Origin of the sequence: Shewanella sp. cp20 (assembly GCF_000832025.1) — a bacterium.
GTDB lineage: Bacteria > Pseudomonadota > Gammaproteobacteria > Enterobacterales > Shewanellaceae > Shewanella.
Genome location: NZ_JPII01000027.1, coordinates 39,949 through 61,490, shown reverse-complemented (window position 1 = coordinate 61,490; position 21,542 = coordinate 39,949). Strand labels below are relative to the sequence as shown.

General features: G+C 50.4%; 14 protein-coding genes and 1 riboswitch. Of the genes, 4 read left to right on the top strand and 10 right to left on the bottom strand.

Annotated elements, in window-relative coordinates; translation table 11 throughout:
- Positions 1-34: 34 nt before the first annotated feature.
- Positions 35-211, bottom strand: a riboswitch (Lysine riboswitch).
- A 368-nt stretch (positions 212-579) separates the two neighbouring features.
- On the bottom strand, positions 580-1,011 hold the full coding sequence (locus DB48_RS09835) for a DUF3293 domain-containing protein (RefSeq protein WP_041510119.1): 432 nt from the start codon (positions 1,009-1,011) through the stop codon (positions 580-582).
- 578 nt (positions 1,012-1,589) lie between these two features.
- Between DB48_RS09835 and arcA the strand changes: the two genes are divergently transcribed.
- Positions 1,590-2,309, top strand: coding sequence for a two-component system response regulator ArcA (gene arcA, locus DB48_RS09830; RefSeq protein ID WP_011864583.1), 720 nt, complete (start codon positions 1,590-1,592; stop codon positions 2,307-2,309).
- Between the two features lie 348 nt (positions 2,310-2,657).
- Here the strand turns inward: arcA and DB48_RS09825 are convergent, their stop codons facing one another.
- Positions 2,658-4,910: a S9 family peptidase gene (locus tag DB48_RS09825; RefSeq protein ID WP_041510190.1), complete on the bottom strand. Its 2,253-nt coding sequence runs from the start codon at positions 4,908-4,910 to the stop codon at positions 2,658-2,660.
- Between the two features lie 203 nt (positions 4,911-5,113).
- Here DB48_RS09825 and DB48_RS09820 point away from each other — a divergent pair, with 203 nt between their 5' ends.
- Positions 5,114-6,103 (top strand): class 1 fructose-bisphosphatase, encoded by a 990-nt coding sequence (locus tag DB48_RS09820; RefSeq protein WP_041510118.1) that lies wholly within the window; start codon positions 5,114-5,116, stop codon positions 6,101-6,103.
- 83 nt (positions 6,104-6,186) lie between these two features.
- Here DB48_RS09820 and DB48_RS09815 read toward each other — a convergent pair whose 3' ends face one another.
- The 4 genes from DB48_RS09815 to DB48_RS09800 all read right to left on the bottom strand — a co-directional run bounded on the left by DB48_RS09815 (position 6,187) and on the right by DB48_RS09800 (position 10,813).
- Positions 6,187-7,215 carry a hypothetical protein gene (locus tag DB48_RS09815; RefSeq protein ID WP_041510117.1) on the bottom strand — a complete coding sequence of 343 codons (1,029 nt, stop codon included), beginning with the start codon at positions 7,213-7,215 and terminating at the stop codon, positions 6,187-6,189.
- A gap of 65 nt (positions 7,216-7,280) precedes the next feature.
- Complete coding sequence (locus tag DB48_RS09810) at positions 7,281-7,625, bottom strand: hypothetical protein (protein ID WP_041510116.1); 345 nt, start codon at positions 7,623-7,625, stop codon at positions 7,281-7,283.
- A gap of 169 nt (positions 7,626-7,794) precedes the next feature.
- On the bottom strand, positions 7,795-8,139 hold the full coding sequence (locus DB48_RS09805) for a hypothetical protein (protein ID WP_152619132.1): 345 nt from the start codon (positions 8,137-8,139) through the stop codon (positions 7,795-7,797).
- Positions 8,140-9,022: 883 nt separating this feature from the next.
- Complete coding sequence (locus tag DB48_RS09800; RefSeq protein ID WP_041510114.1) at positions 9,023-10,813, bottom strand: flavocytochrome c; 1,791 nt, start codon at positions 10,811-10,813, stop codon at positions 9,023-9,025.
- Between the two features lie 388 nt (positions 10,814-11,201).
- Between DB48_RS09800 and DB48_RS09795 the strand changes: the two genes are divergently transcribed.
- Together DB48_RS09795 and DB48_RS09790 are read left to right on the top strand one after the other, a co-directional pair.
- On the top strand, positions 11,202-13,166 hold the full coding sequence (locus DB48_RS09795; RefSeq protein WP_041510113.1) for an ATP-binding protein: 1,965 nt from the start codon (positions 11,202-11,204) through the stop codon (positions 13,164-13,166).
- 9 nt (positions 13,167-13,175) lie between these two features.
- Positions 13,176-14,558 carry a sigma-54-dependent transcriptional regulator gene (locus DB48_RS09790; RefSeq protein WP_041510112.1) on the top strand — a complete coding sequence of 461 codons (1,383 nt, stop codon included), beginning with the start codon at positions 13,176-13,178 and terminating at the stop codon, positions 14,556-14,558.
- 142 nt (positions 14,559-14,700) lie between these two features.
- Here the strand turns inward: DB48_RS09790 and DB48_RS09785 are convergent, their stop codons facing one another.
- From DB48_RS09785 to DB48_RS09770, 4 genes are all read right to left on the bottom strand, one after another.
- Positions 14,701-17,658: a prolyl oligopeptidase family serine peptidase gene (locus tag DB48_RS09785; RefSeq protein WP_041510111.1), complete on the bottom strand. Its 2,958-nt coding sequence runs from the start codon at positions 17,656-17,658 to the stop codon at positions 14,701-14,703.
- A complete protein-coding gene (locus DB48_RS09780) occupies positions 17,655-18,215 on the bottom strand; it encodes a hypothetical protein (protein ID WP_041510110.1) in 561 nt (186 codons plus the stop codon). Before DB48_RS09780 ends, DB48_RS09785 begins: the two co-directional genes overlap by 4 nt.
- 262 nt (positions 18,216-18,477) lie before the next feature.
- Positions 18,478-19,746, bottom strand: a complete 1,269-nt coding sequence (locus DB48_RS09775) for a dicarboxylate/amino acid:cation symporter (RefSeq protein ID WP_041510109.1) — start codon at positions 19,744-19,746, stop codon at positions 18,478-18,480.
- Positions 19,747-20,320: 574 nt separating this feature from the next.
- Entirely contained in the window at positions 20,321-21,541 is a 1,221-nt protein-coding gene (locus DB48_RS09770; protein WP_041510108.1) for a hypothetical protein, read from the bottom strand.
- Position 21,542: the final 1 nt, after the last annotated feature.

Genomic DNA, 21,542 nt, shown 5'->3' with positions numbered 1-21,542 from the left:
AAGATGACGCACCCCAAGACGGGAAACAGCGATTGCCACCAGAAGCTCTCCACCAAAAAACAGGTGACAATCGGTGGGATTCAGCCCAGTCGACCGATAAACAGATGAAACCAAACATCTCTTTACCTCGGCGTTAATCTCCCTCATAAACCGTCAACGGAGTTTGGACTCCTCGGGCTTACTACCTAGTTAACGCTCCTCTTCTGTATCACTAACCTTATCGATCAGGATGCAAGAAAACTATCAAACAACCGAATAAAAAGTCAACGATATTTTAGCCAGTCATGATGAAAGCCATTCAACATAGACGGCCCTAGGGTCTGTTGACCTTTCGCGTTCATTTTTGCAGCATTCTGTATCGATTTTATACAAGGCAGAGCGATTGTAATGTAGTGTGCTACATCAATGAGCGATAACGCAGTAGAAAAATGATACAGACACTGCCCGCAGAGTTCGTCTTGAGCACGTTCAACTCTTTGTTGCTCGGCATTTATACAGAATAACTATACTACAAGCCTCGTGCCGTGATTTGAAAGTGCTCAATTAGAACAAAATTTGTGCTCAAAAGGTCAGCAGGCCCTAACGACTAATGTCCGGCAGTTCGCTAACCAGGCAGACCCTTGCGGAAAACTTACCTAAGGTGACCTCATCATACGCGGCCAGACAAGGCACCAGTTGCAGTTCATCCTTATCGACAAAGTAGATGGCGTTTTGATTAAACACCTTTCCCAGATCCACCGCGGCAGCCTTATCGATAGAGACCGCCCAGCTCTTTTCCATATGCCCCCGATCGCTGGAGGCGCCGATCAGGGCACGATAGGGGTATTGCAGGCGTTGAATATGACGTTGAAGCTGTTTATCGAGGAGGCGGTTTTGCGAGGGAGAAAGGTGTTGGCCTTTAGGATTATGAGCGGTAATGATTGCAAATGATAACGAGGGAGAGAAAGGTTGAGTGAGTAAGAATTGCGTTTGCTGATAGCATTGCCAAAAGTGTTCGTTCGCTGTGCTCATCACTAAAATATTCCTAAATTAGATTCAGTCGATTATAGCAAAATTCGCTCACCTTCCTAGAGGTGTGAGGCAGGTCACTTTATGAATTTTTATTAATATCATTAAAATCAAACACCTAAGGAAAACAATGTGACTTACATCAAATCTCAAAGGAATTTTGTTAACATTTCATTTGTTAACAAATGACTAAAACGAGTACAATAAGTTCGTTGATTCACTTCCACTCATCTCACGATGAAATACTTTTTGTTACATCTTGTCGGCGACAAGGTCATCAAAAGTTAGTCAATTTCCTGTATAAAATGTGAGCTTAGGCTGATTTAGCATTTAAACTTGAAAATATTAAATAGTTAACGGAACTATTCCCAACTATTGTTAATCGAAGTGAATAGCAGTTCGCGTGTCTTTTGAAAGAGATACGTATACTTTACTAATCATGAAGTGTGTTGCTGTATCAATAGTTTTTTGATGAAAGCACTAAGTGAGTTCAGTAATTGTCGCGAAGACAGATAGGGCGCAGCAGCACCAACTAGCGCTCATGGTTAGAACAGTTTTAAACAAATATTAGGTAAATAAACATGCAAAACCCGCACATTCTGATCGTTGAAGATGAAGCCGTTACCCGGAACACGCTAAGAAGTATTTTCGAGGCTGAAGGATATGTGGTAACTGAAGCCAATGATGGCGCAGAGATGCATAAAGCCATGCAGGAAAACAAGATCAATCTAGTGGTAATGGATATCAACCTACCCGGTAAGAATGGTCTACTGCTTGCGCGTGAACTTCGTGAAATCAACAACATCGGCCTTATCTTCCTTACCGGCCGTGACAACGAAGTTGACAAGATCTTGGGCCTGGAAATTGGTGCCGATGACTATATCACCAAGCCATTCAACCCACGTGAACTGACTATCCGTGCACGTAACCTGCTGACTCGTGTTAACAGCACCGGTGGCGAAACCGAAGAAAAGAGTGCAGTAGAATTCTACCGCTTCAACGGTTGGAGCCTAGAGATCAACAGCCGTTCACTGGTTAGCCCACAGGGCGAGTCTTACAAGCTGCCTCGCAGCGAGTTCCGCGCCATGCTGCACTTCGTTGAGAACCCAGGCAAGATCCTGACCCGTGCCGATCTGCTGATGAAGATGACTGGCCGTGAGCTTAAGCCACACGACCGTACTGTGGATGTGACCATTCGTCGTATCCGTAAGCACTTCGAGAGCCTACCTGACACCCCAGAGATCATCGCCACCATCCACGGCGAAGGCTATCGTTTCTGCGGTAACTTAGAAGAAGCATAAATCACATCCAGCTAGCGCAAATGTGATTTAATTTGAAAAGCCAGTCTAACGACTGGCTTTTTTGTACATGGATTGTACTTGTTCCCAATGGTGATGATTCCAAGGGCAAAAACTTTATTTACACAGGTATTTATACCGATATTGAAAAGTCGCTTTGGTTTGATGAAACCATAGAGTATCAGCGAAGGTCATTCAGGGAAAAGTTAGAGTTAGATTCATTCACATCCTATTCAGATTAACGCTAAATAGTTTCGACTACTTTCCCCTTTGTTATACCACAAAAAAAGCCCTACCACTTTTGATAAGCGGTAGGGCTTTTAATTCACCTAAAGACTAAATGTCTCTAGCTTAGTGCTTTAGCTGCTTCTCGAGAAAATCGGCCAGAGAACGATACAGATGAGTACGCACCTTCTCGCCGCGCATAGAGTGCTTAGAGCCGGGATAATCGATCATCTGAAACAGCTTGCCCTCATCCTGCAGTGCCTTGTAGACCCGAGTACTGTTTTCAAACAGCACGTTGTCGTCGGCCATGCCGTGATACATCAGCAGACCAGACTGATAACCCTTAACGTACGGCAACACACTGCTGGCCGCGTAGCCTTCAGCATTGGTCTCTGGATGCGATAGATAACGCTCAGTGTAGTGAGTATCATACAGAGACCAGTCGGTCACAGGCGCCCCTGAAATCGCCGCCTTAAAATGATCCGGCGCCTTAAACAGGCTCATCAGGGCCATGTAGCCGCCATAGCTATGGCCATAGATGGCGATGTTATTGCCATCGACATAGCTCAGACTACGCAGGTAGTCGACACCCGCTTTCTGATCGTTCACCTCGGCCTCGCCCAGATGTTTATAGATCACCTGTTCGAACTTGGTACCACGATGGGCAGAGCCACGGTTATCCAGCTGGAACACGATAAAGCCCTGTTGCAGCAGATACTGGGTAAAGTAATCGTGCTCGCTCCAGCTATTCACCACCAGCTGGGCATGGGGCCCGCCGTAGACGCGCACCACCACGGGGTATCGCTTGGTGGCATCAAATTGCGTCGGCTTAAACAGACGGTATTGCAGCGCCTGACCGTCTTCAGCCTTTATCTGGCCAAACTCGGGCAATTGCCACTGACCAAAGTAAGGATAGAGAGGGTGCGCCTTATCCACCTTGTTCTGCTCCACCCAGGCCAGACGCTTGCCCTGCTCGTCGTGCAAACTGATCTGCGGCGGCTGCGCCAGACTGTTGAAGTAATCCAGATAGATTGCCTGATTGTCGGCAAATACCGGCGCGTGCATGCCGCTACGCTTGCTCAGCTGCTCTATCTTGCCACCCTTGAGTGGCACGCGAAACAGATGCTGCTCGACCACACTCGCCTTGCGGCCGGTAAAGTAGACCCAGCCTTCCTGCTCATCCACATGCACCAGCTCATCTACCGCCCAGTCGCCCTTAGTCAACCGCTTAAGCAGTCGTCCCTGTTGATCGAATAGATAGAGGTGGTTAAAGCCATCGCGCTCCGATGCCCACAGCATCTGCGGTGATTTTTTGAGGAAATACAGGTCGTTATTCAGGTTCACCCAGGCGTCACTCTCCTCACGGATCATGGTCATGGGGGCATCCTGGCTACGTAGATCGACAATACGCAGATCTAAGGTTTTCTGATCCCGGCTCTGCCACTGGAAAGAGAGCTGCAGGCTGTCTGGCAACCATTTCACTCTCGGCAGGTAGATATCCTTATCTTCCCCCAAGTCGACCCAGCGCACCTTTTTATCGGCCAGCGTCACCACGCCCAAGTCGATGACCACGTTGTTCTTACCCGCGTAAGGGTAACGCTGCTCGGTCAGCTTGATACCGTCGGCATAGATCTCGTTGCGGGTCACCAGCTCTACACCCGACTCGTCGATACGGGTAAAGGCGATGGCCGACTCATCCGGCGCCCACCAGTAGCCCGTCATTCTGTCCATCTCTTCCTGGGCGACAAACTCGGCCATGCCGTTCTTGATGGCGCCGCCCCCGTCTGTGGTCATGGCGGTGAGCTTCTGGGTTTTCAGATCGAATACATAGAGGTTTTGATCTCTAACGAAAGAGACATAATGCCCCTTAGGCGACAGCTTGGCATCCGTGGTAAAGCCCTCACCTACCGGTAGCGGCGTCACCTTGTTGCCACTCAAAGAGTAGTAATAGAGCGCCCCCGAGGCTGGAATGAGCAAGGCCTGGCTATCATCAGACCAGAAATATTCCATGATCCCCTGACCATAGATGCGCTGACGCTCACGCCGCGCCTTCTCCTCGTCGGACAGTTCGGCACTTTTTAACTTATCGGCATCGAGCAGCAGGCTCTGTTTACCCGTTGCCACCTCCATCTGCCAGAGATCATAGAAGTGTTGATCTTCAGCACGCCCCACCAGATAGGTCACCCGCTTACCGTCAGGCGACAGCTTTAATCCCCTAGGGCTACTCCCCGCCAACGCTGGAGAGGCATAGAGCCTTTCGATAGTAAGGGGCTCGTTGCCGCCAAGTGGCTGTACAAGTTGGGGTTGTGACGCACTTACCGCATGAGATAAAAACATAGGCACCGCCATTAAGGCTGAACTTATCCATTTTTTAGTCATCATTATGTCCGGATAGAAAACAGTTAGGTCAAATTGCAGGCTGCCATTGTGCCCTAAAGTGACCCAAAACGAAAACCGCGATCCAGCCGACCTAAATTGCCGCTGAAAAAATGATTCATCTGGGGTAGAATCGCCCGCATAACAAGATAAACAAGATCTGACCTCCAGTGCGAGCCTAGCTCCCATTTGTCATAGGAAATAACATGCAAACTCTGGCACAACACCTTAGTTCACAAGGAATTCAAGCTCCGCTAGCCCAGCTGTTAACCACGCTGGCCGATACCTCCAAAGCCATCAGCCACGCGGTGCGTCACGGCGCCCTTGCAGGCGTGCTGGGCGCCACCGAACAGGAAAACGTTCAAGGCGAAACCCAGAAGAAGCTCGATGTGATCACCAACGACATGCTCAAAGAAGCCTTAACCGCCGACAGCACGGTACGTGGTCTGGCATCTGAAGAGGAAGATCATATCGTCGAGGTAGGTCAGAGTGGCGATTTCCTAGTTTGTTTCGACCCGTTAGATGGTTCGTCAAACATCGACATCAATTCACTGGTGGGTACCATCTTCTCAGTACTGCCGGCTCCTCAGGGTGAGCTGAGCGAGCAGAGCTTCCTACAACCGGGGCGCCAACAGGTCGCCGCAGGTTATGTGCTATACGGCCCATCGACCATGCTGGCACTGACGACTGGCCAAGGAGTACAGTTATTTACCCTTAACCCTGAGACTAACGAGTACCTGTTGACCAATGAAGCCATGTCCATCAGCAAGGACACAAGCGAATTTGCCATCAACATGTCAAACCAGCGTTTCTGGGAAGCACCGATGCAGACCTATATCGCCGACCTGCTGCTTGGCAAAATCGGTCCACGCGAGAAGTCATTCAACATGCGCTGGATAGCCGCCATGGTTGGCGACGTGCACCGCGTACTGTCACGCGGCGGCCTGTTTACCTACCCAACCGACAACAAGAACCCCGAGAAGCCATACAAGCTGCGCCTGATGTATGAGGCGAATCCTATGTCCTTCCTGGTTGAGCAGGCGGGCGGCAAGGCCTCTACCGGCTATGAAACCATCATGGACATTCAGCCAAGCGAGATCCACCAGCGCGTCGCGGTGATCTTAGGCTCGGCCAACGAAGTCGATGCCTGCCTGGAATACCATGGTCAGGATTACAGCGAAGAGCCAAGCCTGTAAGCTAGTCTGCTTCTTTAAAAAGTAAAAAAGTCGCCAGTTGGCGACTTTTTTATTGCCTCATAGCACGCATGTTAAAAGCCAATTCACGACTTTGACTCCAGCAGTTCCCTAAGTGGCGCCGGCAGTAATGATCTAGATTTTTCGGTAATGGCTTTTTCATGCTTCTGCCAAAGCACACCGAGATAAACCACCCCGAGACCAATTAAAGATAATGCAATCGGGAACAGCCAGTTATCCTTAAAGACGTCGTAAGCCAAGTAACTCAGATAGCCGCAACTGCCAAGGGCGCCAAATACCACGAACACTCTTCGAACTAATAGCGCGCCAACCCCAATCATCAACAGATTAATGCAGAAATAGATGAACTTTGATAGTTCACTGTCAGAGTGCTGGAAAGTTAAGCCACACCAAAAGGCGATAACCCCAAAAATGTAGATCCAAAAGCCATAGTCAGCCTTATGGTGAGACCTAATATCGACCCAAAAGGCGAGCCCTATCATTAACAGGCCTAAATACATTGAGACTAAGGCTCTAAGCTCCCATGTTATATCATCACCCGAGATCACCACCGTCAGATCCATCGTCATATACCAGAGGGTGACCGCGATAGGCATGATCAAAAAGGGATACTTATATCGCCAGGCGGTGATGACGCCGACGGCTAATGTCCCAAATTCCATGTATAACCAGTGCCATTTTATAACTCTGTGGTAATCCCTGTAGGCACTCTCATCTGGCCATACACCTAACCATTGTTGCAAGCCATAAATCGCTAGAGGGGTTAGACAGACGACAAAGGTGGCACATATGCCAGCTGGGATGATGAGGCCTCTTGCCGAAAACCTGTTGGTCAAGGTTAAACCAACAACCGCATAGAACATCGAGATAAAAAAAATGCCTGCGCCGCCGAAGGACTCCCAACCTAAGTTCATGAAAAGTGTCATTGCGCCGATGGCGATAAGCCCACCCAAGTAATAGAGCACATGGGTAAAGGTAAATTTGGGGTTGGCACTAGGTTGAGCGGCTAAGAACTGATACAGAGCTTCAGCTTGCTGAGCTGAAATAATATTTTCTCGCGCCGCAGCATTTAACTGCTTCTTACTGACATCCATGTTTACCCCCTGACACTAATTTTTGTCTAGAACTGTGGCTACTGTGGTATTGCGATAGTCACTGGTTAACTGCGGCTTTCTCGATTGAGCCTACCCACAACAGTACGCAATTTTGTCATTTTAAGCTCGGTAAGCAGCACGACGACAAACAGCCACAGGGCTCCGGCAATAAAAACGGCATTAATCAAGCTGCCACTCTGGTGTTGATATCCATAAAGCCCGAGCACCAAAACCAAAAAAGCGGATAACGACATGCCCCAATCGTTGCTGCCAGGCTTATACTCGTCCTTCGCAATATCCTTGGTGACAGTGACAGGGTTAGCGAGACCATCTAGCTTTACTAAAACTTTGCTATTCTTTTGACGAACGTAAAACCCTTCACGCTCTAGCACTTCAACAACACTTTCCATAACCTTAGGCTTCCTTTCCTTATCGATGAACAGCACCCGTGTCGGCACAGCTAATTCACAGGCAAAACTAACGCTTGAGTATGCAAGACTCTCCCGCAATCACAATTTTTCCAAACAAACTAAAGAGAAGATGAGCCTACCAAACTTTCGATTTCATACACAGTGCTTGTTACATGCAGCCTTGCTTACCAATAACTCGATAACCAACAATAGAGCCCTCCTTCTCTATCGCTTCAATGCACACCATATCACCTTCAGAGACTTGCTGCAGACTACCAGCCTTTCGCACAGAACCTGACTTGTTCTTGAAATAAACCTGATACTGATAGAAAGGGGCATAACGCTCTTTTGCTTGTGACTTATAAACAGAGTTAATAACCTTCGTAGCAAAAACCGTCCCACCAACAGTGGTTGGCGAAGCGCCAAATTCTTTGAAACCGAAAACGACACCAGTACAAACCACTATAGAGACAAGGAAGACTAAAGCTATTCTCACTTTTACTACAGTTTTCATTCTAACACTATGATTCATGTGACCCCATAAACCACATAGGCACAAGACTCTCCAATGCTCCCCGCTTGATCAAATTTTTACGTGATTTAGTGCAATCATCCAGAATTCATTTCATAGCCGCAAACGCCTATTAGCGAGGATGCCGGATATAGATCATTTTAGCCAACTCCTCTCGCTGCAATGAACTATAAGAATTTGAATTATATAGAAATAACGGCATGATTTTTCAAAATCAGAGTTGGTCACACAGAAAAAAGGAAAGCCGAACTTATTTTAGGAAAGGTGCGAATAAGTCCCGTGCTTGCTCTGCGTGTGCTTAAAGTGGATAGATGCAAGGCACAGTTCTTGCAAATGGCCCTAGTCCTTCGCAAGAACTGTAACGCAGCAAATACCGCAGTAAGCCTCGCCCTGCGGGGCTTGGATAGCAACACCATTTCGGCGCTATTCAACTTCAGCAGGCCTCGGCATGCCCTCAGTTGAATGCCTTGAACTGTCGCTGCTATCAAAGCCAGAGCTGTGCGACGACTTGTTCGCACCTTCCCTAGAGAAAGGGCGAGGCCACTACGACTCCTTATTAAATAGAAACATTTGGCTGCAAGTGTAAACACGTTTTTAGCCTTCGACATCAGGGATGATTTCGCTGAGCCCACCGCAGGGGATAGATAATCATGTCGGGGCGACCTTCAATTGCCTCGCCAACATCCATGCTGGGCAGATGAAACCGTATCAAGTAGTCGAGCATCCCTTCCGGACCGGCGTTTGATAACCTTATACAAAAAAGCCACGGCGGAGACCGTGGCTTTTTTAGCGGTGGCTTCCTAGCCACCTTTGGGATGTTGCTAAACTATGTTAGTAACCTATGAGTTAGGTTAGTTAAGAAGATTTAGTTCTTCTTAGAGTATTTCGCTGCTTCTTCACCCGCTAGGCGACCGAAGGTGATGATGTCAGAGATAGCGTTACCACCCAGACGGTTTGCACCGTGAACGCCACCAGTCACTTCACCGGCACCATATAGACCTGGAATGACCTGCTTCTTAGCATCCATTACCTCAGCCTTGGTATCGATCATCACGCCACCCATGGTGTGGTGAACACCAGGTGTTACTTCGATGGCATAATAGTTACCTTCGTTTAGTGCACGTGGCAGGTTAGGACGCTCGAAATCAGCATCTTTACCGGCTGTCACGAAGCTGTTGTAGCGTGCAACGGTTTCGGTAAGTGCTTTACCGTCGATACCTTCCATCTTGCCTAGTTTCTCCAGGCTATCTGCGCTAGGCGCTACACCCAGGCCGATATACTTGTCGATCTTCTTCAGAGACTTACGAACTGAGTCATCGAAGATCAGGTAGGCAGACTTACCAGTTTGCTGCAGGATAGCCGCGGCAGCCTTGTCACGAGTGGTGATCTCGTTGACGAAACGCTTACCTTCACGGTTAACCAGGATAGCGCCGTTACCACGAACCGCCTCGGTCACCATCACACCACCTTTAACAGATAGGGTTGGGTGAGCCTGGATGTATTCAAGATCTTTCATCGCTGCGCCAGCGTTAGCCGCGACATCGATACCGTCACCTACCGCACCAGGTTGGTTGGTAGAAACGAAACCTTTCAGCTTAGGATCTAGCTTAGATACACGCTCGTTGTTCTTAGCGAAACCACCGGTAGCCAGAATCACTGCATCGGCTTTCACCCAGTAGTAACCCTTGTACATACCCTTAACCAGGATACCTTTCACCTTGCCGCTGTCGTCTTTTAGGATCTCGATGCCGCGAGTGTTCATGCGAATGTCGATGTTGCGCTTAACCGCGTTATCGTAAAGCACTTGCACAACGTGAGCACCAACACCAGCACCACCAGTTGGACGGTGTGAACGGTTAACCGATGCACCACCCATACGACCCACGTCGTTCAGGTCGGCTCCCATAGCGGTCATCCAGTCAACAGAGCCTTTAGAGTGAGAAGAGAGGATCTCAACCAATTTAGGATCGTTGATGTTACGGCCACCTTTCATGGTGTCTTTGTACATCAGCTCTGGGCTATCTTCGATCTTCTTGGCTTTTTGCTGATCGGTCCAAGCGGCGTTCATACCACCGGCAGCTAGCTTAGCGTTACCACCGATAACCGGCTCTTTCTCGATCAGAATGACTTTAGCACCGTTATCGTGGGCCGATACTGCGGCAGAGAAACCTGCGCCGCCTGAACCCACAACCACTACGTCGACGGTATCGCGAGGTGCGCTAGCAAGAGCCGCTTGACGTTCTGCCTTGTCTTTCGCCAGTTCGGCAATAGTAGGCTCGTGACGCTCCCACTTCTTGGCATATGGCATGTTGAAATCGAAGCTATGGCAAGAATCACAGTAGACCATAGACTTTTCGTGGGCGCTGTGACATGAGGTACAGGATACATCGCCAGGGAAGTGAGAATCGTGGGCGTTGTAGTGTTCATGCTTAGTGGTTTCAGCCACTTCAGCTAAGGTACCGTGACAAGAAACACACTGCTCGTTCTCATAGGTCAGGCTGTCGTTTGACAACTCACCATCGGGTTGGTGGCAGCTATCACATTCTTGATTTTGGGCGTGGAAGTCAGCCAGGTTATCGGCTGCCATGGCGTTGCCCATGAATCCGGCTGTGCCCATTAATGTGGCTAGACAAACCGCAAGTTTCATCTTTTTCATCTTTGCTCCCCCTTCTAAACTTACAGGCTTAACCCGCTGAATTTAGAAGCACTTACATTATATTTAGATTAAAGTGATTCACACTTAACTTTAGAAGAAAGCCTTAACAGGTGTTGATGAGTACCCAGGGCCTTCACTATCGCTCGATATAAATGATTAACCAGGGATGACAAAGCGGCAAACGGATACCCTAAATAACCCTCAGAAATGACACCTCAATCACATGCCCCGAGATCCCCTATGCAAGTATGCATAATCACAAAGAGGTATATGCAAAAATGCATAACCCATGGAGATCGGGATCACGCTAAATGTCAACTAGATAAGAAATCGCTAATTCGCGTAATACAGCACAGTTTATTGCATCGGAAAAATGTAACATTTCCGCATGAAACGCTTACTTATCTGCCTACTATTTATCAGCTTTCCTGCACTGACACAGGAGAGTATCGTCTTTGGCGTCCACTCTAAGACCGCGCCGCTGGAGTGGCGCAACAACGGTGTTGATCAAGGCTTCAACATCGAGCTGATGCACAGGATCGGCCAGCTGATCGACAGGCGGATCATCATCCGTCGCAAGAGCTTTCAGCAGCTGGTAAAAGATGTGCACAATCCCGGCAGCGACATAGATGTCATCGCCGTCGTCAGCCCGGTGAATCTGGATCGCAAGCTCGCCCAGTCGGATCCCATCTACGCCACCCATGCCAAGGCCTATACCCTGCAAGGTAAGGCGCTGATCAACAGCTGGACAGATCTGGTGGGTAAACGGGTTGCCATCAAGAAAGGTGCCTTCGTCGATGTCTATCTCTCAGGCTATCCGCAGAAATTTAACCGCGTCGATGTCGACCTGTATGAAACCGGCTTCAAGCAGCTGATCGAGGGCGAGGTTGATGTGGTGATCGCCGAGAGCTTCGTGGCCCGCCGCCTGCTGCCACTCTACCCTTCGGTGCGCAGCTCCAGCGATGCCCTCATCTACGGCGCCTTCAACTTTGTCTGTAACGGCAAGAAGTCGCAGCTGATGCATGAGATCAACGACGCCCTGCGCCAGCTCAAGCTGTCGGGTGAATATGACCGACTGGTCAACAAGTGGTTTGGTACCGGCCGCGAGAAAGTCGACCTGACCTCGACAGAAAAGCGTATGTTTTCTCTGGCGATCTTGGTCGCCATCGTCTCGGCGAGCGGCATGATCTATACAGGCTTTATCAGTGCCAGCCTGCGCAGGCGCAAGAAGGCGCTGGACGCCGAGCTTATTCAACGCCGCCGGGTCGAGGCGGAGATCTCCAACATCTCCAAACAATTCCAGTCTGTGCTGGACGGAATTCCCCACGGGGTCACCATAGTCAACCGCGAGCTACAGCGGCTGTGGAGTAACGACAACAATGTGCACCTGCTGATCTCGGAAGCCTTTCACTACATAGATAACCAGGCGTTCGACCTCAGGCCCGCCGTGCTACAGGTGCTCACCCAGCAAAAATCACTGATCGCCGATATGATGTATCAGGAGCAATATTGGCAGCTGCAGATCCACCCCATCGCCAACGATCAGGTGGTGATCCTGCTCGAGGAGAGCACGGAGCAGCATCAACTGCGTCAGGCCAACGAAGAGGCCAGTCGCCTGGCATCCCTTGGGGAGCTTTCTGCCGGCATCGCCCACGAGATCAACAACCCAACCGGGCTCATCCTGCACGCCATCTCACTATTCTCGGCGGCGATGAAAGACTTAAGGCCCGCGGCCAACTACTATCAGCAGCACAATCCCTTCTGGCAGGTAGCCGGCCTGCCTCCCAGCCAGGCCATAGATGAGATGGGCGTGAGCTGCGACACCATAGAAGAGGCCGCCAAGCGCATCAGCCGTATCGTCAAGGATCTCAAGCGCTACGCCCTGCCTAATCTCACCCAGGAACATACCCCGGTGTGCCTCAACGAGGTGGTCGAGGTGGCACTGCGTCTCACCGCCAACCAGACCAAGACACGCCAGATCACTAAGCTGCTGCACCTGCCCAGCCCGAAAATTATGGGGGATGCCCAGCAGCTGCATCAGGTGTTAATCAACCTTATCCAAAACGCCTGCCATGCCTGTCCGCCCCATGAGGGCAGCATTCAGATCAGTACCCAGATAAGCCAGGGGCGCGCCATCATCAATGTCAACGACAATGGCTGCGGCATGGACAGCAATACCCTTAAGCGCATCACTGAGCCCTTCTTCACCACCCGGCGCACCGAGGGCGGCAGCGGCCTGGGCCTGTCGGTCTGCAGCCGTATCATCAAGGAGCATCAAGGGCAGATGCAGATCCACTCGACACCCGGTAAGGGTACCCGTATCCAACTTAGTTTTGCCTTGGTTCAGGAGTAGCAACGACAGATGAAACTTGCACGCAATATCCTATTGGTCGACGACGAGGCCTCCTGGCTACGCACCCTGGCGGTAACCCTCAACCGTCTGGTCCCCGAGGCAGAGATAGATACCTGTGTCGACAGCCGCCAGGTGCTCAACCGCCTAGAGGTAGGCGACTATGCCCTGGTGCTACTCGATCTCACCATGCCATTTCATTCGGGCGAGGAGCTGCTTGGAATGATCCGCGCCGAACACCCCAATACCCGGGTGATCATAGTCACTGGCGTCAACGAGGTGGATACTGCGGTACGCTGCATCAAGCATGGCGCCTACGACTACTTCATCAAGACAGACAATGTCAGCGACCTGGCCCATACGGTACGCCGCGCACTTGAGGTGGTAGGGCTAGAGCGCAACTATCTGCATATCAAGGAGCGCTTTCTCAGCCGCACCTTAGATAATCCCAAGGCCTTTAATAATATTCTTACCTGCGAGCCTGCGCTGCTGGATCAGTTTCGCTATCTCGAGGCCGTCGCCTTCAGCCCTGAGCCGCTGCTGATCTACGGTGAGAGCGGCACGGGCAAGAGCGAATTCGCCCACTCCTGTCACCAGCTGTTCAGTCCAGAGCAGCCCTTTGTCAGCCTCAACCTGGCGGGCATCAACAGCGACACCTTCGAGCTCAAGCTCTGTGGCCGCCTGAGCCATAAGCCTAATGGTGAGCTCGATGCGGTGACCGGCTTGCTCCATCAGGCAGGCAGTGGCGTCCTCTACCTGAGCGAGATAGGCGCCCTGCCCCTGAGCGCCCAGATCATCCTGCTGGAGCTTATCGAGAGCAGAAGCTACTCACCCCAGGGCAGCGACAGTCGTTTCCCCATCAAGTGTAAGTTTGTGGTCTCCACCCAGGATGATCTACTTGCGCTGAACAAGGCGGGCGAGTTTCGTAGCGATCTCCTCTACCGCCTGCGCGCCCACAAGATAAAGCTGCCTAGGCTGGCGGAGCGCCCACTGGATATCGCCATGTTGATCAACCACTTCATTGCCGAGGCCGCCGAGGAGATGTCCCTTAGTGCGCCGCAGCAACCCAGGGATCTGGCGCCCAAGCTACTGGACTATGACTTTCCTGGGAACCTCAATGAGCTCAAGGGCATGGTGTTCGATGCCGTCAGTCGCAGCGACGGCGTCACCCTCAACATCTCACCCTTTATGGAGGCGGTAAAGGAGCATAAGTCACTCACGGCTACGCCAGGGGATCACATCATCTTTCCCAAGTCCCTACCCACGCTGGCCGAGATGAACCAGGCCCTGATCGACGAAGCCATGAGCCGCACGGCCAACAATCAGACGGCGGCGGCGCAGATGCTGGGAATAAGCCAGAGCGCCCTCAGTCGGCGCCTGACCAAGGGACACTGACCAAGTGGCAATGGACCAAGGGACACTGACCAAGTGGCAATGGACCAAGGGGCACTGGAGCAAGTGGCCTATCGAGAGATTAGAAGCTAAAGCAATAAAAAAAGGGACGCGTAGCGTCCCTTTTTACTCTCAAGCGAATAAGTTAAAGGAGCTCCAATGTCTTAGTCGCAAGCAAGTTATTATTGAGATCAGATAATTCCACTGTCAATTTACCCTTGAACAGCTCATCGTCGCCAAACGAGATACGCGTACTCCATGTGTCCTCCTGGCTTCCCCACAAGAAGTTCGTCTGCACTATCTCTTTGCGTCCCTTATCGTCCTCTTTAGTCCACTTGGCGATAAAGGCGACCTTGCTCTGTTGATCCACGCCTTTTTGCGGCTCAACTTCGAAGACCATTCCTAACACCAGGCTGGGTGAGGCATCAAAACGCTTACGCTTCTCGTAAATCCTATACTTTTTGTAATAACGGCTGTATTCGATTGCACCGGCTTCAACACCCTCTAACATCACTTGCACATCCGAGACGCCATACTCCTGTTTAACCAAATCCTGGATGAGCTGAATCTCTTTGGCATCAAAATGTCCGTAAGTATAAAGCTGGCTTATTATCCAATGCAGCAACTTACGCGAATCGTCAGTCACGGCATTTTTCTGATCTTTCTTCGGCAAGTCCGCCAACTTAGAGAGCGCAAGCAGTTCGGTGCAGCGCTTCACATCTCTCAACTCATCCTTGGCAAGGCAGTATATTTTCCCCATCCTCAGTTGAGATCGCGCATCATAACCCTGTTCCACCGCAGCGCTATAAAACTCCACCGCCTTGGCCAGATCCTGAGTCACCTCTTCGCCCTCATCGTATAACAAGCCGAGCCAATTACTGGCCGACGCATAACCTAAGGAGGAACCTATCTCTACCCAGCTTATCCCATCCGCCACCAGACGTGTGCCTTCCTGACTGTCATCGACCCCCATCAGCTCTGTGGTCTGCTTCCCTTGAGTCTCTTTAAGCAACTGCTTGCCCTTTTGCACCAGCTTAATCCCATAGTTATAAGCAGAGCGACCATCGCCGGCTAACGCGGCTTGATGATAATAGGCAAGTGCCTGAGAAGGACTATTTTCAACTTTATTATCAAAGTTATAGCCATCGGCAATGATAGCCAGGTCATAGCCCAGCTGGTGTGCAAGTTCAGGTTTAACGCCCGCCATCTCATGGTATTCAGACAGCGCCAAGGTTCGTTTAAAATAATCGGCCACATAAGCATTTTCATGTTGCTGCCAATACCAAGTATTCTGGCCGTGCGCCGTCTTGTCATAATAAAGGTGCTCAACCCGCTTACCTTGTTTCTCGAGCACATATTGCATACGTTGCGAGTGTTCAAAGTCGGCGATACGATCCTCTTTACCGGCAATTAGCAGCACTGGCGCTTCTATCTTATCGGCCAGATAGACGGGGGAATACTTCAACAAGTCGTCACTCAGTTCACCGACAATTTCACTCACTGTCTTGCGATATTCCTCAAGGACCTTGTAATTGCTACCGTTGAATAGGAGCGGAAGATCATAGACACCATAGGCACCTACGGCACATTGATAATCCTTGGGGTGGCTAATGGCTAACATCAATGCAGAATAGCCACCATAACTCGCTCCCATGGCGCACATCTTCTCGAAGGGATATTGTTTCCTGACATGATTAACCGCAGCCGTGATATCCTGCTCAATCGCCTTGCCAAACTCGCCCTTACCACTATTTAAGAAAGACTTGCCATATCCCTGAGAGCCGCGAAAGTTCACCCTTAATACGGCAAAACCACGGCTGGCAAAATACTGTGTATCGTTGTTGAAATAGTTATAGTCACGTATACCGATAGGTCCACCATGGGGCATAACAAGCAAGACACCATTAAGACTCTGCGAATTTGGCAAGGTGAGATAGCCTTCGACGTTAACACCGGGCACACTCTCTACGCTAAAGACCTGAGTGTCAGACAAGTCAAAGGCCATCAGTTCGGGATTCAGCTCAGTCAACAACTCAACTTTGTCAGCCTCTTGGTCATAGAGATAGTAGCTACCAGGATCATTTGAGGCATAGACAAATAATACTTGGTGTTTGTTATCAGGCGCGTAGGCACTAACAACCCCTTCTTTACCCTTGAAATGATGCTTAATCAGTGAGTCGCCTTCTGTGGTGCCACTATCGAGAAATTGGATAACATGCTGGCCATTCTCAACATAGGTCACCGAGCTTATGCCATTGCCGGCATTATTCACCTGTCCGCTGACAAGATCATACTTAGGGTGTTCATAGATAAGCTTACCAAGCTTTTGGCTCGCAATTTCAAACTCATAGAGCGCAATCTTATCTGTATTTTCGTTGCTCAAGACCGCCAGCTTATCATCGCCAATAAAGCCAATGGGACTAAATTGCACCTTCTTATCTGTGATCTCAAACAGGTGCTTCCAGCGTCGATCTGTCAACTCTCGATAAAGTACCTCTCCCTTCATCGCCTCAATATCAACGGTCACGGCAAACAAGGCTTTGCGTATATTGTCCCAACCAAAAAAAGCCACATCTTTCAACTTTTGTTCGACAAGACTGCCCTTGTCGAAATCTTTATCCAGCAGCTGTGCCAGGGTCAGTTTATAGAGTTGGTAGCTGAGTCGTCCGTCATAGCGATTCTTGGCGAAAAGCACATAACCTGGCTCATCAACAAGCGGATCCACCAGGTAGCTATCGTTTGGCAGCGGCACCAACTCAGAGGTAAATTTTCCCTCCTTCTCTGACAGCTTGAGTAACACATGCCGAGATTCACCACGCTTTACATAATGGATATAGAGCGTCTCATCATTGATCCAACTATATTCACTCAATCGCTCATCGCTATCGAATGAGCCGATATGTTGATACTCCTTGTCGCGAGTATCGATAAGTGAAATATAGGATTTGCCCTCCTCCACGATAAGCGCAGAGATATGCTTGCCATTTGGCGTAAATGTCACGTGGGACATCATGGGAGAGCGATAAAGCGTCGAAGCCGGGATAGGCAGCGCATGAGTCGAGAGGCTAATGATTAACAGTGCTAAGGCGATCAAATACTTCATAGTGCAGCCTCCTTCGACTCGCTTAAGCCTTCTGCAAATTCGAGAAAGTTATCTTTTCCAGGGCCTGAATAACGCACCTGACGCGACTGCAAAATGTTAGGAAAAGAGGATTCGAGAAAGCGCAGTGCCTTGGTTGAACGATTTTCGAGGATAATCTCTGCCGACGTGATCTCCCACAATCCCTGAATTTCTATGTTCAAGTCCCCCACATAGCTCACCTGATTTGGCCGGACTTCAAAATCCCAATAACCCTCCTCAAGCTCCATATAGACATAGCGCCCAAATTTGACATCTTCGATTCGATAATGGCCGGCCGGCACATCCACCAATATGTAATTACTACCAAACTTAAGATCGCGCTCGGTCAACATCAGCTTGTTATCACCGCCGATAAGAATACTGTGTAATCCCCAATTGGTATCAACACCGATCAGCAGGTAACCACTGTTTTCAGCTAAGGTTTTATCAACATCTTTTGAAATGGACTGCAGCCTTTGGGCACAGCCAGAGAGGGTACTCACCACTATGATGAGTAATAAGGTCATGAATTGTTTCATCGAATTCCCTTTCGTCTGTCTATTACAAGCGACGGTTAATTGCCGTTTCTCATTTTCTAGTAATAAAGTGCTATATCAACCGCTCTAAAATACCCAAATAAAACAAAAAATCAACATCTTTAACAAACACTTAATTAATCAAGCGCTAATAAACATCGCTGATGAATGACGCTTGCTGGCACCCCTTTCCTCACAATCAAATAATAAAAAGGCCCGCCAGAGGCGAGCCAATTATCGATAAAACGAAACCGTAAGGTTAACCTTAACTAACCTCACTGGTACGAGGCACAGCGACAGCCTGCTCCTCTTCATGGGCGTTCTCTGTGGCATCCACTATGGTGAGCACGGCGGCGTCACCCACGACGTTACAAGAGGTGAGCACCATGTCGATCAGTCGATCCAGGGCCGCGACGATCACGAAGGCCTCGACGGGCAGTCCCATCTGGTGGATCAACACGCCAATCATCACCATGCCGCCACCGGGTACACCACCCGCGCCGACCGAGAGCAGGAAGATGCTAAATAGCAGTGCTGGCAGCTGCTCCATGGCGATAGGGGCGCCGAAGGAGTTAGCCACGAAGAAGATGGCGATGGTGATATAGATAGAAACGCCACCCATGTTCATGGTCGCGCCCAGCGGCACGCCGAAACCGGCCACGGCGCGCTTGACGCCGAGCTTCTCGGTAAGCGTACGCATGGTCACTGGAATGGTGGCATTCGAACTGGCGGTCGACAGGGAGAAGAGGATCTGCTCCTGGGTCTTGGCACGAAAGCTCTTGGCCGATACCGGCGTAAACAGGCTTACCGCCCAAGGATAGACCACGAAGATCCACAGCAACAGGAGGCTGAGGATCACCACCAGATATTCGATCACGCTGAGGAAGAGGCTCGCCTCCAGGGTAGCGCCCAGCTTAAACATTAGGGCAAACACACCAATCGGGGCCAGCTGCATCACCACGCTGATAAGCTTCATCATCAGCTTGTTACCTTCCATGAAGCCCTGCTGCAGTAGCGGCACGGCGCCGTCCATCGCCTTGATGACACCACCCACCAGCAGCGCCATGAAGATCACCTGTAGCATGTTACCAGAGGTGAAGGCGGCGATAGGATTGCTCGGCACTATGTTGACGATCAACTGCATCAGGTTAGGCAGCTCGGTGGCGGTGATCTCGGCGCCCGTACCGCCAGTCATGTCGACCCCGAGTCCCGGCTTCAGTAGCAGGGCGACCGTCAGGGCGGCGAAGATGGCCACCAGTGTATTGATGATATAGAAACCGAAGGTCTTGCCACCGAGACGACCAAAGCTCTTGAGGTCGTCCAGCTCCAGCACGCCACAGACGATGCTGACGAAGACCAGGGGCACTACCATCATCATGATCATGTTGACGAACATGGTACCTAGGCCGGAGGCAACCTCGACCAGGGTGCCGGAGAAAAACCCGACATCGGCCAGGAAATATTGAATGATGCTACCCAGAATCAGGCCAGAAAAGAGGCCGATAAAGATGCGCGTTGAAAGTGATTTAGTCATATGCTTGCCTTGTTTTACTGCGCATCTATCGTGCGCTTTATCTTCTCCATCTAGCGTGGAGATAGTGATGAGAGCCTTGGCTCTGCCGTTACTGGTCAGTGATAGTGGATCATGCTAGTGATAATTTCAATCACAATCTGGGCAGGTTAACAGCCTACAAACGGCAAAAACAAAGCCAGAACCAATGCAAGATATTGATTTATAACTACGAATACAGATGCTACAGGTTTAAGACCAAATAACAAGTTTTACCTGTTAGCACAACAAAGCAACAAGGCATTCACAAAAGCCTCTCTCAAGCCAGTGAAACACGCCAACAGGACCATTGCTGGCAACATAAAAAACCAGAAAACTAGATGATATTAGTGACACTCGGCGCTCACAACCAGAGTCTAGTGAGATCCACTAGTCATGGGTGAAATTACAGTAGATAACTAAGAGAACAGACAAGGGAAAACCGCTAAACCAGTATTTAGATAAGCTACTGATTTAACGATTTTAAGTGATTTTTAACGACAGATGGGCCCCAGATAAGCCAGGGCTGTATCTGATAGCAATAGCGCACGGCCAATACTTAGGCCAGCCATAACTCCACGTCACGAATAATGAAGTTGCCACTATAGACAGGATGACGCTCGCCGATCGGCTCCAGCTCGAAATAGCGCCTGTGCTCCTCGGGTAGGCCTTCATAGCCACAGATCACCTGATACAGCCAGCTCTCGGTATCCCAGCTCAGCTCGTTGGCCCTATGATAGTCCAGCGCCGATTGTCTGAGTCCTGAGTCGATCACGGCGCAGAAATACTCATCCACCGCCAGCTTAAGCGGGTTATCGGGAATATCGAAGTCTTCCGCCTCCACCAGCGCGAAAGGCACATCATGGTCACGCACCGAAAGATCACGGCCCGTGCGGCTGATGCTCTTGATCTGCGACACCATGGCCAACAGCTCGGCTTCCTGACCCGTGTTGGTCACATCCACCGCCGCCGGTGCCAGAATCGCCTCGGCGCGATTAAACAGGGTGGGCAGCTGCTTGTGACTCACATGATCCGCCACCTCATAGTCTGGGTGCATGTCCGTGTAGAGTAGCCAGCCCTTGAGCAGGCGAGTACGCCCCTGGATCTGACGGAAACGGCCAAGCAACTCCAGCAGGCGTCCCTGCACCACACTCAGCTCCTGGGTACAATCACTCAGGGTCTCCTGCAAGCGAGTCACCAGCAGCTTACGCAGCTCGCGGATATCCCCCGCAATCTCCCCCAGCTCGCTAAACTGGAACATCTCCAGGCCGTTGAGCAGTTCGGTTACCTGGCTCTGAGCCAGTTCGTTTTCACGGATCTTGGCGTTGATGGTGCCAACATAGCCGAATTCGTTGTTAATCCGGCTCCAGAGCACACGAATCGAGTACTTCAGCCCCTCGGTAAAGCTGTAGACCTGCTCGCTGAGATCGGCCAGATAGGCCTCGCTGGCGCCGTAATCGGCCGCCTGACGAGCCTCCTTATAGTGATCCGCCAGGGTCTTGATGGTGGCAAGCGAAGAGCCGACGTTGGCATCTATTTGACGATTGCGCTCATCACTCAGCACCTCTTCGAGCAGGGCGCGCACCGAGCGTTTCAGCCTCAGTCCCTGCTCGCCGTCGGGTTGCCACAAGATGTCGGCCTTGCGCAGCTTGTCGATGGCACCGGCGCGTTCGCCCTCTTCGGTCACAGAGCCAGACAGATAGACATCCATGATGAGATCCGCATGACGCCCCAGCTGCTTGAGTAGCGTGACCCCCGCCTGATGTAAGTTGCTACTCATA

Coding starts and splice junctions, on each gene's coding strand:
- DB48_RS09835 (WP_041510119.1), bottom strand. CDS start 1,011: ATGAGCACAGCGAACGAACACTTTTGGCAATGCTATCAGCAAACGCAA.
- arcA (WP_011864583.1), top strand. CDS start 1,590: ATGCAAAACCCGCACATTCTGATCGTTGAAGATGAAGCCGTTACCCGG.
- DB48_RS09825 (WP_041510190.1), bottom strand. CDS start 4,910: ATGACTAAAAAATGGATAAGTTCAGCCTTAATGGCGGTGCCTATGTTT.
- DB48_RS09820 (WP_041510118.1), top strand. CDS start 5,114: ATGCAAACTCTGGCACAACACCTTAGTTCACAAGGAATTCAAGCTCCG.
- DB48_RS09815 (WP_041510117.1), bottom strand. CDS start 7,215: ATGGATGTCAGTAAGAAGCAGTTAAATGCTGCGGCGCGAGAAAATATT.
- DB48_RS09810 (WP_041510116.1), bottom strand. CDS start 7,625: ATGGAAAGTGTTGTTGAAGTGCTAGAGCGTGAAGGGTTTTACGTTCGT.
- DB48_RS09805 (WP_152619132.1), bottom strand. CDS start 8,139: ATGAAAACTGTAGTAAAAGTGAGAATAGCTTTAGTCTTCCTTGTCTCT.
- DB48_RS09800 (WP_041510114.1), bottom strand. CDS start 10,813: ATGAAAAAGATGAAACTTGCGGTTTGTCTAGCCACATTAATGGGCACA.
- DB48_RS09795 (WP_041510113.1), top strand. CDS start 11,202: ATGAAACGCTTACTTATCTGCCTACTATTTATCAGCTTTCCTGCACTG.
- DB48_RS09790 (WP_041510112.1), top strand. CDS start 13,176: ATGAAACTTGCACGCAATATCCTATTGGTCGACGACGAGGCCTCCTGG.
- DB48_RS09785 (WP_041510111.1), bottom strand. CDS start 17,658: ATGAAGTATTTGATCGCCTTAGCACTGTTAATCATTAGCCTCTCGACT.
- DB48_RS09780 (WP_041510110.1), bottom strand. CDS start 18,215: ATGAAACAATTCATGACCTTATTACTCATCATAGTGGTGAGTACCCTC.
- DB48_RS09775 (WP_041510109.1), bottom strand. CDS start 19,746: ATGACTAAATCACTTTCAACGCGCATCTTTATCGGCCTCTTTTCTGGC.
- DB48_RS09770 (WP_041510108.1), bottom strand. CDS start 21,541: ATGAGTAGCAACTTACATCAGGCGGGGGTCACGCTACTCAAGCAGCTG.